General features: G+C 63.8%; 10 protein-coding genes and 3 tRNA genes. All 13 read right to left on the bottom strand.

Annotation, left to right across the window (positions count from 1 at the left end; all coding sequences use genetic code 11):
• Positions 1 to 31 precede the first annotated feature (31 nt).
• The 13 genes from GCU53_RS20235 to GCU53_RS20170 all read right to left on the bottom strand — a co-directional run bounded on the left by GCU53_RS20235 (position 32) and on the right by GCU53_RS20170 (position 13,789).
• Positions 32 to 108 (bottom strand) — tRNA-Arg (locus GCU53_RS20235).
• A 65-nt stretch (positions 109 to 173) separates the two neighbouring features.
• Positions 174 to 250 (bottom strand) — tRNA-Arg (locus tag GCU53_RS20230).
• Positions 251 to 357: 107 nt separating this feature from the next.
• Positions 358 to 448: transfer RNA gene (locus GCU53_RS20225), tRNA-Ser, on the bottom strand.
• Positions 449 to 509: 61 nt separating this feature from the next.
• The gene (gene csrA, locus GCU53_RS20220) at positions 510 to 695 is read right to left on the bottom strand and encodes a carbon storage regulator CsrA (RefSeq protein ID WP_003283978.1); all 186 of its coding nucleotides are present in this window, start codon (positions 693 to 695) and stop codon (positions 510 to 512) included.
• Between the two features lie 183 nt (positions 696 to 878).
• Positions 879 to 2,114, bottom strand: coding sequence for an aspartate kinase (locus GCU53_RS20215; RefSeq protein WP_152389189.1), 1,236 nt, complete (start codon positions 2,112 to 2,114; stop codon positions 879 to 881).
• A 99-nt stretch (positions 2,115 to 2,213) separates the two neighbouring features.
• Positions 2,214 to 4,838, bottom strand: coding sequence for an alanine--tRNA ligase (gene alaS, locus GCU53_RS20210; protein WP_152389188.1), 2,625 nt, complete (start codon positions 4,836 to 4,838; stop codon positions 2,214 to 2,216).
• A 522-nt stretch (positions 4,839 to 5,360) separates the two neighbouring features.
• A complete protein-coding gene (locus tag GCU53_RS20205) occupies positions 5,361 to 5,639 on the bottom strand; it encodes a topoisomerase II (RefSeq protein ID WP_152389187.1) in 279 nt (92 codons plus the stop codon).
• Between the two features lie 160 nt (positions 5,640 to 5,799).
• Complete coding sequence (gene astA / locus GCU53_RS20200) at positions 5,800 to 6,837, bottom strand: arginine N-succinyltransferase (RefSeq protein WP_152389186.1); 1,038 nt, start codon at positions 6,835 to 6,837, stop codon at positions 5,800 to 5,802.
• Positions 6,838 to 6,886: 49 nt separating this feature from the next.
• Complete coding sequence (aruF, locus tag GCU53_RS20195) at positions 6,887 to 7,903, bottom strand: arginine/ornithine succinyltransferase subunit alpha (protein WP_152389185.1); 1,017 nt, start codon at positions 7,901 to 7,903, stop codon at positions 6,887 to 6,889.
• Between the two features lie 52 nt (positions 7,904 to 7,955).
• Positions 7,956 to 9,176, bottom strand: a complete 1,221-nt coding sequence (locus GCU53_RS20190) for an aspartate aminotransferase family protein (protein WP_152389184.1) — start codon at positions 9,174 to 9,176, stop codon at positions 7,956 to 7,958.
• A 222-nt stretch (positions 9,177 to 9,398) separates the two neighbouring features.
• Positions 9,399 to 10,373 carry a GlxA family transcriptional regulator gene (locus GCU53_RS20185; protein WP_152389183.1) on the bottom strand — a complete coding sequence of 325 codons (975 nt, stop codon included), beginning with the start codon at positions 10,371 to 10,373 and terminating at the stop codon, positions 9,399 to 9,401.
• 222 nt (positions 10,374 to 10,595) lie between these two features.
• Positions 10,596 to 12,557, bottom strand: coding sequence for an acetate--CoA ligase (gene acs / locus GCU53_RS20175; protein WP_152389181.1), 1,962 nt, complete (start codon positions 12,555 to 12,557; stop codon positions 10,596 to 10,598).
• Between the two features lie 404 nt (positions 12,558 to 12,961).
• Positions 12,962 to 13,789 carry an HpcH/HpaI aldolase/citrate lyase family protein gene (locus GCU53_RS20170; protein ID WP_152389180.1) on the bottom strand — a complete coding sequence of 276 codons (828 nt, stop codon included), beginning with the start codon at positions 13,787 to 13,789 and terminating at the stop codon, positions 12,962 to 12,964.
• Between the last annotated feature and the right edge of the window lie 216 nt (positions 13,790 to 14,005).

The following is a 14,005-nucleotide window of genomic DNA, read 5'->3' as shown; positions in this document are numbered from 1 at the left end:
AGGGCCTGCATCGCTGCAGGCCCTTCTTGTATGGCGCACTCAGGAGGATTCGAACCTCCGACCGCCCGGTTCGTAGCCGGGTACTCTATCCAGCTGAGCTATGAGTGCGTGCGGTGCTTTATTGACCAGACCACCACTGGCTTGGAACCCACCTCTCGGCACGGTTCGTATAATGGCGCACTCAGGAGGATTCGAACCTCCGACCGCCCGGTTCGTAGCCGGGTACTCTATCCAGCTGAGCTATGAGTGCGTTAAGCGTGCGCATTATAGAGATAATAGCTTCACATTCAAGCGGAAATTCGATTTATCCTAAGACTAACCGATCCCCGCAGACGCACTGCCTCTATAATGCTTGAATGGCGGAGGAGGGGGGATTCGAACCCCCGACACCCTTTTGAGGTGTACTCCCTTAGCAGGGGAGCGCCTTCGGCCTCTCGGCCACCCCTCCGCAACACGGGGCGAATCATACCTACCTTTGCCCCGTTTGCAAAGCCAAAAATTGAGAAAAATTAGTGGCTTGGCTCTTGATCTTTTTCTTTCTGAATGCGCTGATAGATTTCTTCGCGATGCACAGCGACCTCTTTTGGTGCATTGACGCCAATACGCACCTGATTACCTTTCACGCCCAGTACGGTGACCGTCACATCATCACCCACCATTAGGGTCTCTCCGACCCGACGAGTCAGAATCAGCATTCCTTTCTCCTTTTATGGGAAGTCAACAGGACAACAGTCTGCAAAAATAGAAATGGTGCTATTCCCAGCCTACTTCAAGGAATATACACCCAAGTATTGACCAGGGCTGGCGAAAGGAAAGCCCTCCTCACCCGGGCAAAACGACGAAGGCGCGCAATAGCCACGCCCTCATCAATCACTTGCTCACTCACCCTGACGGGCGGGAGCGTCCAGCTCGAAGGCGGTGTGCAGAGCACGAACCGCCAGTTCCAGGTATTTCTCCTCGATGACGACGGAAACCTTGATTTCCGAAGTCGAAATCATCTGGATATTGATGCCTTCCTTGGCCAGCGCTTCGAACATGCGGCTGGCAACCCCGGCATGGGAGCGCATACCGACCCCGACGATGGAAACCTTGGCAATATCGGTGTCGCCGATGACTTCACGCGCACTAATTTCGCGCGCAGTGTTTTCCAGCACGCGCATGGCGTTCAGATGATCGTTGCGGTGCACGGTGAAGGTGAAATCGGTGGTGTTGTCGTGCGCAATGTTCTGCACGATCATATCCACCTCGATATTAGCTCCACTGATCGGACCGAGGATCTTGAACGCCACGCCGGGATTATCCGGCACGCCGCGAATGGTCAGCTTGGCTTCGTCGCGATTGAAGGCGATGCCGGAAATGATCGGCTGTTCCATGGATTCCTCTTCATCAATGGTAATGAGGGTGCCCGGCCCCTCCTGGAAGCTGTGCAGCACGCGCAGCGGGACATTGTATTTGCCGGCAAACTCCACTGAGCGAATCTGCAGCACCTTGGAGCCCAGGCTGGCCATTTCCAGCATTTCCTCGAAGGTAATCTTGTCCAGACGCCGGGCCTTGGGCACCACGCGCGGGTCGGTGGTGTAAACACCGTCGACATCGGTATAAATTTGACATTCGTCGGCCTTCAGAGCCGCAGCCAAGGCCACCCCGGTGGTATCGGAACCGCCACGCCCAAGCGTGGTGATATTGCCGTGCTCGTCGACTCCCTGGAAACCGGCGACCACTACCACACGACCGGCCTTGAGGTCGGTGCGTAGCTTCTGATCATCAATCTGCAGGATTCGTGCCTTGGTAAAGGAGCTGTCGGTAAGAATACGAACCTGGTTGCCGGTGTAGGACACCGCCGGCACACCGCGCTTGATCAGGGCCATGGCCAGCAGGGCAATGGTCACCTGCTCGCCGGTCGACACCATCACATCCAGTTCGCGCGGCACGGGCTGTTCGCTGATCTGCTTGGCGAGGCCGATCAGGCGATTGGTCTCGCCGCTCATGGCGGAAACCACAACCACGATGTCATCACCGTTCTCGCGGAACTTCTTGACCTTCTCGGCTACCTGCTCGATCCGCTCGATGGAGCCTACAGAGGTGCCCCCGAATTTCTGTACGATCAACGCCATTTAAAAAGCCACCTAAGCCCGTGAAGGGCGCCATTAAACATTTCAGGCGCGCCGACTGCCAAGGCCGGCCGGCGCAGCCCGGGATCGGGAGGCAGGCCGCTACAGAGCCTGCTCGACGAACGGCACGATCAACGCCAGCGCTTCATCCAGCCTGCCGGCCTCGATACCTCCGCCCTGGGCCATGTCCGGACGACCGCCGCCCTTGCCGCCGACCGCCGCCGCCGCCTGTTTCATCAGGTCGCCGGCCTTGAGCTTGCCGACCAGATCCTGGGTGACGCCGGCGACCAGCACTACCTTGCCGTCGAGTTCGCCCCCCAACAGGATCACCGCACTGCCCAGTTTGTTCTTCAACTGATCGACCAGCGCCAGCAAGGCCTTGCCGTCCAGGCCATCGAGACGAGCCGACAGTACCTTGACTCCCGCCACCTCGATGGCGGAGCCGGCCAGATCGTCGCCGGCAGCGCTGGCGGCCCTGGCCTTGAGCTGCTCCAGCTCCTTCTCCAGCTGGCGATTGCGCTCCAGCAGGCCGGCCAGCTTGTCCAGCAGGTTGTCACGGCTGCCCTTGAGAAGACCCGCAGCCTCCTTGAGCTGCTCTTCGGCAGTGTTCAGATAATCCAGTGCTCCGGCGCCGGTCACTGCCTCGATCCGCCGCACACCGGCGGCCACACCGCCTTCGCTGACGATCTTGAACAGGCCGATATCGCCCGTGCGCTTGGCATGGATGCCACCGCACAACTCGATGGAGAAATCGCCCATGCTCAGCACGCGCACGCTGTCGCCGTACTTTTCGCCGAACAGGGCCATGGCCCCCTTCTTCTTCGCCGAATCGATATCGGTGACTTCGGTTTCCACTGCCGTATTCTGGCGGATCTCGGCATTGACCAGTGTTTCCAGGGCCTTGAGCTGCTCCGGGGTCAACGCTTCGAAGTGGCTGAAGTCGAAGCGCAGACGCTGACTGTTGACCAGCGAGCCCTTCTGCTGCACGTGCTCGCCGAGCACCTGGCGCAGTGCAGCGTGCAAGAGGTGGGTGGCCGAGTGGTTGAGCGCGGTGGCGCCGCGTACCGAGCCATCGACCTGGGCCTCCAGGGCCTGACCGACGTGCAGGCCACCTTCGGCGACCATGCCATGATGCAGGTGGGCACCACCGGCCTTGGTGGTATCACGCACATCGAAGCGCGCACCGCTGGCGTCGCTCAGGTAGCCACAGTCGCCAACCTGGCCGCCGGACTCGGCATAGAACGGAGTGCGGTCGAGCACTACCACGCCCTCCTCGCCCTCGCCGAGCCGCTCGACGGTGGCACCGTCCTTGAACAGGGCAACCACCCGCCCCTGACCGAAGGTGCCCTCATAGCCGGTGAACAGGGTGTCGGCGTCGACCTTGACCAGACTGTTGTAGTCCAGACCGAAGGCACTGGCGGCGCGGGCACGCTCGCGCTGGGCCTGCATCTCGCGCTCGAAGCCTTCCTCGTCGATGGACAGCTCGCGCTCGCGAGCGATATCAGCGGTCAGGTCGACCGGGAAGCCATAGGTGTCGTAGAGCTTGAACACCACGTCGCCGGAAATGACCTTGCCTTCGAGTCCAGCCAGATCCTGTTCGAGAATCTTCAGGCCCTGCTCCAGGGTCTTGGCGAACTGCTCCTCCTCGTTCTTCAGTACGCGCTCGATCTGTGCCCGCTGCTGCCTCAGTTCCGGATAGGCATCGCCCATCTCGGCAGCCAGAGCACCGACGATCCTGTGGAAGAAGGTGCCCCTGGCCCCCAGCTTGTTGCCGTGGCGGCAGGCGCGGCGAATGATGCGACGCAGCACGTAACCGCGGCCCTCGTTGGAGGGGGTCACGCCATCGGCGATCAGGAAGCCGCAGGAGCGGATGTGGTCGGCCACCACCTTGAGCGAGGGCGCGCCGTCGTTGGCGCAGCCGATGGCCTGTGCGGAAGCGGCCAGCAGGTTCTGGAACAGATCGATCTCGTAGTTCGAGTGCACATGCTGCAGCACCGCGCTGATCCGCTCGAGGCCCATGCCGGTATCCACGGAAGGCGCCGGCAGCGGATGCAGCACACCGTCCGCGGTGCGGTTGAACTGCATGAACACGTTGTTCCAGATCTCGATGTAGCGGTCGCCGTCTTCTTCCGGAGAACCGGGCGGACCGCCCCAGATGCCTTCGCCGTGGTCGTAGAAGATCTCGGTGCACGGACCGCAGGGACCGGTGTCGCCCATCGCCCAGAAGTTGTCGGAAGCGTAGGGAGCTCCCTTGTTGTCGCCGATGCGCACCATGCGCTCGGGTGGCACGCCGACCTCCCGGGTCCAGATGTCGTAGGCTTCGTCGTCGCTGGCGTAGACCGTGACCCAGAGCTTCTCGGCGGGCAGGTTCAGCCATTTGGGCGAAGTCAGAAACTCCCAGGCATAGGTGATGGCATCGCGCTTGAAGTAATCGCCGAAGCTGAAATTGCCCAGCATCTCGAAGAAGGTGTGATGGCGGGCGGTGTAGCCGACGTTTTCCAGATCGTTGTGCTTGCCGCCGGCGCGCACGCACTTCTGGCTGGTGGTGGCGCGGGTATAGGCACGCTTTTCCAGGCCAAGGAAGCAGTCCTTAAACTGGTTCATGCCGGCGTTGGTGAACAGCAAGGTCGGGTCGTTCGCCGGGATCAGCGAACTGGAGGCCACACGGGTGTGCCCCTTCTCTTCGAAGAAGCGGAGGAAGGCTTCACGGATTTCTGCGCTTTTCATAAATGAATGGGTCCAGAGAAAACTGCGGCCACGGCAAGATTGGCAAAGGGACGCATTATATCGGCCCCGTGCGACCACGGTAGAGCTTTCTTCCGTCGCAGGCGCCAGCCCAACCAGCCCTGCCGGACATGCCTTGGCCGGAATAGGAAAGGAAGCCATTCGTCACCCAGCGGACAAGATCCGAATGAACCTGTCACGGTTCGCGCAGGATGCAATATGGCCTGGCAATCGAAGGAGGCAAGGGCGGCAGCCGGACGCTCTGGCCAACAGAGCCCGCAGCTACCCGGGCCCCTGCTTGCATGCCGATCGTCGGGATCAGTGCACGTGCGCCTCGGAAAACTGCGGCGTTGTGACAAGTCCTCAGACAATCGCGTCGAAGGCGCCGGCCGGCAGCAGTGGCACTGACCCGCACTCGCACAGGCCGGATGGAACAGGCGCCACCGTCAGCCGGAGCAGCCTGTTCGAGGTCCCGACAGCTTTTCGCCGGCGCTCAGGAGCTACGCCCCGGGAATGATACGGCGCTCAATGATTGCATTCGGGGCCATGTACATGGTCGTCGTCGCCGGTCTCAGCCGGCTCCATTTCCAGCTGCAGGCTGACCAGGTTGGTGGCCATCGGACGCAGCAGCAGGTTGGCGTACTCGGTGTCGCCCTCCTCCACATCCACGCCGATCAGCAGCTGGCCATTAGCCTGCTGGACCCAGAGCTCACGGCCCTGCCAGATCACCGCAAAGCGGGTGCAGGAGGTTTCCAGCTGGGTACCATCGGTGTCTTCGAGAACGAGTTGCAGGGCGTCGGTCATTGCTCAACTCCAGGGGTAGACCGCCACAGGCGGCAGGTTCGGTCGAAATAAAAAGGATAGACGGCACCGCTCGATAGCTGGCGCCGAGTCTGATCGCGTGGCGCTCGACGCGGTGCCGGGATCACGCCGGGCAGCCTGGCGAAGCTCGCCTCGCGCATGTTCATCTCCCGCCCCCGCGCGGCTGGGCGGCGAGCGGCACCGCCCGCACCTGCGCACCGGCACAGAGCTGCAGGCGCCTGGCGGTCAGCGGATCGACCACCAGGGTACCGGCCGCCACCCTTGCCGGAGTGGCAGTGATGCGGCAATCCTGGCGCTGGCGGTTGTGAATCAGATAGGGCTCTGCCTCCTCCCCCGGCGTGCCGACCGCCAGCACCAGGGTCTGGCTGTCGCGCACGGCACGGATCTTCGTTGTTTCGCACTCGACCACCGGACCGGCGTCGAAGATATCGACGTAGCCCTGATAGCTGAATCCCTCCGCCCTCAGCATCGCCAGTGCCGGCTCGCTGTGCGGGTGCACGCGGCCGATCGCTGCACGCGCCTCCCCGGAAAGGAAACAGCTGTAGAGCGGAAACTTCGGCATCAGTTGGGCGATGAAGGCACGGTTGCCGACGCCGGTGAGATAGTCGGCCTGGCGGAACTCCATGCGGAAGAAGTGCCGGCCGAGGCTTTCCCAGAATGGCGAGCGGGCGTTGGCATCGGACATGCCGCGCAATTCGGCAATCACCTTGTCGGCGAATAGCGAGCGGAATTCGGCGAGAAACAGCAGGCGCGACCTGGCCAGCAGGCGGCCGTTCAAGCCGCTGCGATGCTCGGCCTGGAGAAACAGCGAGCAGAGTTCGGAATTGCCGGTCAGGTCGTTGGCAAGAAACAGCGTGGGAACTTCCCGGTACAGATCCAGCTCCCGCGAGGCAGTGACGGTCAGCCCGACCCGGTAGTTGTACCAAGGCTCGCGCAGTCCCACGGCGCCGGTCAGTCCGGAAATGCCGACGATCCGCCCCTGGTCGGTTTCCAGCACGAAGAGGTAGTCGGCATCGGCCATCTCGGCCTCGCCGCGGAAGCTCCGCTCCGCCATGGCGACACGCTGCGCCAAGCGCTCCTCGTTGGACGGCAGCGAGGTCAGGCCGGCACCGGCACCGGCGCTGCGGGCGAGGTCGATCAGGGCCGGCAGATCGGCAGTGCGCACGGGACGAACGATCATGTTTCCTCCGCAGGACTCACGGACTCGGGGCAAGGCCTGTCGCGCCCATTCACAAGGCCACCAGGCGCAAGCTGTCACCCTCGCCGACGCCGAGGAGCGCAGCCGTCTCGGCGCTCAACCTCAGCGGCTGGCCGGGCTTCCAGTCCAGTTCGACCAGGCTGGCGCGAAAATCCTGCAGACCGCCGTTGCTGAGCAGATAGACGCGGCCGGAACGATTGCCGGCACCCAGGGTCACCGGCGCCACGGTGCTCCGAGCGATCGAACGGACGCCGGAGGTACGCGCATGCAGGATCGGTCCGCCATCGAAGATGTCGATGTAGTGCTCGGTCTCGAAGCCTTCGCGGGTCATGATATCGAAGCTGATCTGCGCCCGCGGGTGGACCTGGCCCATGGCTTCCTGGGCGGCATCCGGCAGCAGCGGCACGTAGATCGGATAGTGCGGCATCAGCTCGGCCAGGAAAGTACGGCTACGCAGGCTGGACAGGCGCTCGGCCGCTGCATAGCTCATGTCGAAGAAGTGCCGGCCGACCGCGTCCCAGAATGGCGAGTCGCCCTGCTCGTCGCTCGGCCCGACGATCTCCACCACCACGGCGTCGGCAAAGCGCTCCGGATGGCTGGCCATGAACAGCAAACGGCCACGGGAGATCAGCTCCGCCCAGGGCGTGTGCACCAGCGTCGGCTCGACGTGGAAGCTACTCAGCAGGCTGTTGCCGGTCAGATCATGGCAGATAGACAGCACATGGATCTTGTTGTGGATCTTCAGCTCGCGCGAGGCGTGCACGAAGGTCTCGTTGCGAAAACTGTAGAAAGCCTCGGAGTAGCCGGCCGAGGCGACGATCCCGGAACAACCGAGCAGACGCCCGCTAGCCGGCTCCTCGAGAACGAAGAAGTAGCGCTCCTCGCCGTTGAAGCTGACTTCCGCGGCGAACGACGACTCGGAGACGGCGATCTTCTCGGCCAGCCGCTCGCGGTCGTCGGGCAGCGAAGTGACGCCAACCGGGCTGTCCGCGGCCAGACGCTGAACCTCGGCCAGATCGGCCATTTGCGCAGGGCGCATCACCAGCATGGGGCGTCACTCCTTGGGGGCGGGCCGCACGCCCGCCCGTACCTTTTGCCGATCAGTCGCGCACCAGCCGGACGATGGCCCGCTCGAAACGCTCCAGCCCCTCGTCGATGTCGGCATCCTCGATCACCAGGCTCGGCGCGAAACGCACCACGTCTGCGCCAGCCTGGAGCACCATCAGGGCCTCCTGCTCGGCAGCGACCAGCACGTCGCGAGACCTGCCCTTCCAGGGCTCGCTCAACACGCTGCCGATCAGCATGCCCATGCCGCGCACCTGGCTGAAGATACCGTACTGCTGGCCGATCGCCTCGAGGCGGGTCTTGAAGCGCTGGTGCTTGACCTTCACTCCCTGCAGCACTTCCGGCGTGTTGACCACGTCGATCACCGCCTCTGCCACCGCGCAGGCCAGCGGGTTGCCGCCGAAGGTCGTGCCGTGCACACCGGCCGAGAGGTGCCTGGCCAGGTCGGTGCGGGTGAGTATCGCGCCGATCGGAAAGCCGCCCCCCAGCCCCTTGGCGGTGGACAGGATGTCCGGAACCACGCCGTAGTGCATGTAGGCGAAGAGTTCGCCGGTGCGGCCGACGCCGGTCTGCACCTCGTCGAAGATCAGCAGTGCGTTGTACTGGTCGCACAGCCGGCGCGCACCTTCCAGGTAGGCCTGCTGGGCCGGCAGGATGCCGCTCTCGCCCTGGATCGGCTCCAGCACCACCGCACAGGTCCGCTCGGAGATCGCCGCTTCCAGAGCCGCCAGGTCGTTGTAGGGCACATGGGTGATGCCTTCGGGCTTCGGCCCGAAGCCATCGGAGTACTTGGGCTGCCCGGTGACGCTGACGGTGAAGAAGGTACGGCCATGGAAGCTGTCCAGCGCGGAGATGATCTCGCACTTCTGCGGCCCGAAGCGGTCGTGGGCGACGCGCCGGGCCAGCTTGAAGGCCGCCTCGTTGGCCTCGGCGCCGGAGTTGCAGAAGAACGCCCGGTCGGCGAAGGTGGCGTCCTCCAGCTTCTTCGCCAGGCGCAGGGTCGGCTCGTTGGTGAAGATGTTCGAGACGTGCCAGAGCTTCCCGGCCTGCTCGGTCAGCGCCGCCACCAGCCGCGGATGGCAGTGGCCAAGGGAGTTCACGGCGATCCCACCGGTAAAGTCGATCAGCTCTCGACCGTTCTGATCCCAGACTCGCGAACCCTGGCCGCGCACCGGAATGAAGGCGGCAGGGGCATAGTTGGGGACCATCAGTTGGTCGAAATCGGCGCGTTGCACCTGAGCATGCTCAACGGACATCGGGAAACTCCTGCCACGGTAGGCTAGCGAAGAAGGATCTAGGATCGGCCCTGCGAGACGATTCTCGACAAGCGGCACCGGGCCGCAGCGTCCATCCGCAGGATTCCTCCCGCATTCCGGCGACGGCGCGGGAAGCATCGGGAAGGCGCAGTTTAAACGCTGCATCGCGCGGGAAAAGCGGCGCGGCAAAAAATTCCCCGGCAGAGGCCATGATGCGTCCGATCACGGCTCGACCGGTGAAGTCGGCTCGAACTGACCACCGGCGCGACGCTGGTTGCGGTCCTCACGGGGAGTGGTGCCAAAAAAGCTGCGGTAGGCGCTGGAAAAATGCGGCCCCGAGGAGAAGCCGCAGGACAGGCCGATCTGGATGATCGACTTGCCGGTCTGCAGCAGCAGCTGGCGGGCCTTGTTCAGACGCAGCTCCAGGTAGTACTGGCTCGGCACCCGGTTCAGGTACTGCTTGAAGATGCGCTCCAGCTGGCGGCGCGAAACGCAGACGTGCTGGGCGATCTCGTCGGTGGTCAGCGGCTCCTCGATATTGGCCTCCATCAGCAGCACCGCCTGGGTCAGCTTCGGATGACTGGAGCCGAGGCGATTCTGCAGCGGCACCCGCTGGCGTTCGCCACCCTCGCGGATGCGCTCGACCACCAGCTCCTCGCTGACCGCGCAGGCCAGCTCGGAACCGTGGTCCTGGGCCAGCACAGCCAGCAGCAGGTCGAGTATCGCCAGACCGCCGCAGGCCGTGAGCCGGTCGCGATCCCAGTCGAACAGGTGTCCGGTGGCGATCACCCGCGGAAAGCGCTCGGCGAAATCCTCCTGCCAGCGCCAGTGTACTGCCGCCCGATAGCCGTCGAGCAGCCCGAGCTGGGCCAGCGGATAGACCCCGGCGGACAGTCCGCCGAGCTGACAGCCCTCGCGCGCCAGTTGCCTGAGTGCAGCCGCCAGCGGCGGCGCCACGCTCACGGTAGGCGTATCGGCCAACAGCAGCAGCTTGTCGAAGCCCCCCAACCGTCCCTCCCAGGGCTCTCCTGGCAGACACCATCCTCCCTCCTGCGGCACCTCGGCCTGCAGGAAACTCCACTCGTAGCGCGCCTGCGACTGCAGGTGGGCGGCAAGCTGCAGGGTCTCCTCGGCCAGGGCCGGGGTCAGGGCCCTGGTCCCAGGCCAGAGAAGAAAACCGATTCGATGAACAGTCATGACAGGCGACGAAGCTTCCGGGTGCCGGGCATTGAACAAGCCTCGCCGGCAGCACGGGTTCCGGCAAAGACGAGCGGCATTCTAGCAGGACGGAACGAACGACCGCGTGGCCCCGGCCCCCCACATCTTCCCGACAAGCGAACGCCCCGCCGCAGCGGGAGCCGGGACGGGGCGTTCGTGGGGCACATTGCCGGCCAGTTGCCGGCTACCGGGCGCGCCCGGTCAAGCGCAGGCGGCCCGCATCTCGCGATGGATGTCGATCAGCTTCTGCACCACTGACGGATCGGCCAGGGTGGAGATGTCGCCCAGACCGTCGTATTCGCCGACGGAGATCTTGCGCAGGATGCGGCGCATGATCTTGCCCGAACGGGTCTTCGGCAGCCCGGGCGCCCATTGGATCACGTCCGGCGTGGCGATCGGGCCGATCTCCCGGCGGATCCAGGCCTTCAGCTCCTGGCGCAGCGCCTCGGAGGTCGGTACCCCGTCGTTCAGGGTGACGTAGACATAGATGCCCTGACCCTTGACATCGTGCGGGACGCCGACCACCGCGGCTTCGGCGACCTGCGGGTGGGCGACCATGGCGCTCTCGATCTCGGCGGTGCCCATGCGGTGGCCGGAAACGTTCAGCACATCGTCGACGCGGCCGGTGATCCAGTAATAGCCATCCTCGTCGCGGCGGGCACCGTCACCGGTGAAGTACATGCCCTTGAAGGTCTTGAAGTAGGTGTCGACGAAGCGATCATGGTCGCCATACAGGCTGCGTGCCTGCCCCGGCCACGAATCGATGATCACCAGGTTGCCTTCGCCCGGCCCTTCGAGCAGGTTGCCCAGGTTGTCGACCAGCGCCGGCTGCACGCCGAAGAACGGACGGGTCGCCGAACCCGGCTTGAGCGCGGTGGCGCCCGGCAGGGGGCTGATCAGGATGCCGCCGGTTTCGGTCTGCCACCAGGTATCGACGATCGGGCAGCGCTCCTGGCCGATGTTCTCGTAATACCAGTGCCAGGCTTCCGGGTTGATCGGCTCGCCTACCGAACCGAGCAGGCGCAGGCTGGAGCCGTCGGCCCCCTCCACCGGCGCCCGGCCCTGGGCCATCATGGCGCGGATGGCGGTCGGCGCGGTGTAGAGGATGTTCACCTTGTGCTTGTCGACGACCTTGGAAATGCGGGTCATGTCCGGGTAGCTGGGAATGCCCTCGAACAGCAGCGTGGTAGCACCATTGGCCAGCGGACCGTAGACGATGTAGCTGTGGCCGGTGACCCAGCCCACGTCGGCGGTGCACCAGTAGACTTCACCCGGGCGGTAGTCGAATACCCGCTCATGGGTCAGCGAGGCATACAGCAGATATCCCCCGGTGGTGTGCACCACGCCCTTCGGCTTGCCGGTCGAGCCCGAGGTATAGAGGAGGAACAGCGGCTCCTCGGCGCCCATTTCCTTCGGTGCGCAGACGCTGCCGGCCACCTTCATCAGGTCCTCGTACCAGATGTCGCGATGCGAGTGCCACTTGATGTCGCCGCCGGTGCGCTTGCAGACGATCACCTTGTTGACGCTGTACGTATCGGGATTGGTCAGCGCCTCATCGACGTTGGCCTTCAGGGGAACCTTCTTGCCGCCACGCAGACCTTCATCGGTGGTGATCACCACTTTCGATTTGCAGTCGGCGATGCGTCCTGCCAATGCGTCAGGGGAGAAGCCGCCGAATACCACCGAATGGATCGCGCCGATGCGGGCACAGGCCAGCATGGCTACCACGGCCTCCGGGATCATCGGCATGTAGATGGTCACCACGTCGCCGCGGTGAACGTCCTGACCGCGCAGAGCGTTGGCGAACTTGCAGACTTCCTCGTGCAGTTCGCGGTAGGTGATCAGGCGCTGTTCGGATGGATCGTCGCCTTCCCAGATGATGGCCACCTGATCGCCACGCGCTTCCAGGTGACGGTCCAGACAGTTGTAGGAGGCGTTGAGGGTACCATCGGCGAACCACTTGATATCGACATGATGGTCGTCGAAGGAGGTCTGCTTGACCTTGGCGAACGGCTTGATCCAGTCCAAGCGCTTGGCCTGCTCGCGCCAGAAACCATCGGGATTGATCACCGACTGCTGGTACATGGCCTTGTAGGTGGCCTCGTCGGTGAAGGATCGGGCAACAACTTCAGGACGTACCGGATACAGGGAAGCGGTGCACATAAGTAGGTTTTCCTCGCGAAAAACAAAATTATTTTTATTGATTGGAGCCTCTAGGCTCCTGTTCTAGCCTCTTGACAGTAGCTTCAAAATTCGACAATGGTATTAACGCAATTTGGCCAAAAGAAGCTATCGGGAACAGGATAGCGTCCCACTCCGAACGCCCGAAAATCGGGGCTTTCGGCCTTCCCGCGCAGGTCATGCGATGAACTGCCGTGAACGGGCAGAGCGAAGCCTGTTTATGGCCTTCTCCCCTTCCGGAATAACAGACAACAGTCTTCGTCGCCCCTGATGCCCCAGCAGCTGTCGTGATCCTTTTGTGCCATCGATCAGGCGGAAGGGAATGAAATATCAGCCATCCCCTCCCCCTTTAGGAGCGAGAGGATGGCGAGATGGAGAACAGATGCTCAGGCCGGCGCCTGTCCGGCCCGTTCCAGTAGGCGTCGGGCCCGCCCCACGACCGGGGCGTCGATCATCTGCCCATCGACCACGAAAACCCCCTCGCCGGAAGCCGCGGCCGTCATGACCCTCCGGGCCCAGGCCAGTTCCTCGGCGCCGGGCATGAAGGCCTCGTGGACCACGGCAACCTGGCCCGGATGGATGCACAGCAGGCCGCCGAAGCCCATGTCGCAGGCCTGCCGCGCACGCCGCGCCAGCCCGGCCGGATCCTGGATGGCCGGGAAGATGGTTTCCAGCGGCGCGGCGAGACGGGCGGTACGCGACTGCAGCAGCAGTGCGTAACGAACCTGGTCCATGATCCGCTCGCCCCCTTCGCTGCCGACAGCCAGCCCCAGATCCAGCCCCAGATCGAGGCCGCCGTAGGTCAGGCGCTCGACCCCCGGAACCCGGGCGATCGCCGGCAGGGCATGCAATCCCACGGCGCTTTCGACGGCCGGCCACACCGGCTTGCCGGCCGCCGCCACCAGGCTGACCTGCACCGCGCTCTCCACCTTGGGCAGCACCACGCCGAGAACGCCCGGCTGACGGCGACACAGCTCCAGATCCGCGGCCTGCTGGGGATGGACCGGGCCATTGATGCGCACCAGCAGCCGGGCCTGGGGATTGTCGGTCAGAAAGGCATCCAGAGCGGCGCGAGCCTCGGCCTTGAGGCTCTCCTCGACCGCGTCCTCGAGATCGACGATGACGGCATCGGTACCGCTGGCCAAGGCCTTCGGAATGCGCTCGGGACGGCTTGCCGGAACGAACAGGGCAGAACGGATGGGGGCTGGCTGCATGGATGTCTCTCGCTTCTTCTCGTTATGGGAAATGGCACGATGCCCGAACCCGGAATCGCATCGGACGATCAAAGCGCGTCCCCCTGCACATCGCAAGCCTGGAGCTGGCATATGAGCGACATGGCAAGGACGAAAAACGCGCGGGAAGAAGAAAAGACGGGATGGTGTGGCAGAAAGAGGGGCAAAAAAGAGGGCGACCCCGAGGTCGCCCGCCCA

This window comes from Azotobacter salinestris (assembly GCF_009363155.1).
Taxonomy (GTDB): Bacteria; Pseudomonadota; Gammaproteobacteria; order Pseudomonadales; family Pseudomonadaceae; genus Azotobacter; species Azotobacter salinestris.
Note: the sequence above shows the minus strand (reverse complement) of the source record. Positions and strands in the feature narration are given on the sequence as shown.

Bases quoted from the DNA above. Each gene is read 5' to 3' on its own strand.
- aruF (WP_152389185.1), bottom strand. From the start codon at position 7,903: ATGCTGGTGATGCGCCCTGCGCAAATGGCCGATCTGGCCGAGGTTCAG.
- GCU53_RS20185 (WP_152389183.1), bottom strand. From the start codon at position 10,373: ATGACTGTTCATCGAATCGGTTTTCTTCTCTGGCCTGGGACCAGGGCC.
- GCU53_RS20205 (WP_152389187.1), bottom strand. From the start codon at position 5,639: ATGACCGACGCCCTGCAACTCGTTCTCGAAGACACCGATGGTACCCAG.
- alaS (WP_152389188.1), bottom strand. From the start codon at position 4,838: ATGAAAAGCGCAGAAATCCGTGAAGCCTTCCTCCGCTTCTTCGAAGAG.
- astA (WP_152389186.1), bottom strand. From the start codon at position 6,837: ATGATCGTTCGTCCCGTGCGCACTGCCGATCTGCCGGCCCTGATCGAC.
- acs (WP_152389181.1), bottom strand. From the start codon at position 12,557: ATGTGCACCGCTTCCCTGTATCCGGTACGTCCTGAAGTTGTTGCCCGA.
- GCU53_RS20170 (WP_152389180.1), bottom strand. From the start codon at position 13,789: ATGCAGCCAGCCCCCATCCGTTCTGCCCTGTTCGTTCCGGCAAGCCGT.
- csrA (WP_003283978.1), bottom strand. From the start codon at position 695: ATGCTGATTCTGACTCGTCGGGTCGGAGAGACCCTAATGGTGGGTGAT.
- GCU53_RS20190 (WP_152389184.1), bottom strand. From the start codon at position 9,176: ATGTCCGTTGAGCATGCTCAGGTGCAACGCGCCGATTTCGACCAACTG.
- GCU53_RS20215 (WP_152389189.1), bottom strand. From the start codon at position 2,114: ATGGCGTTGATCGTACAGAAATTCGGGGGCACCTCTGTAGGCTCCATC.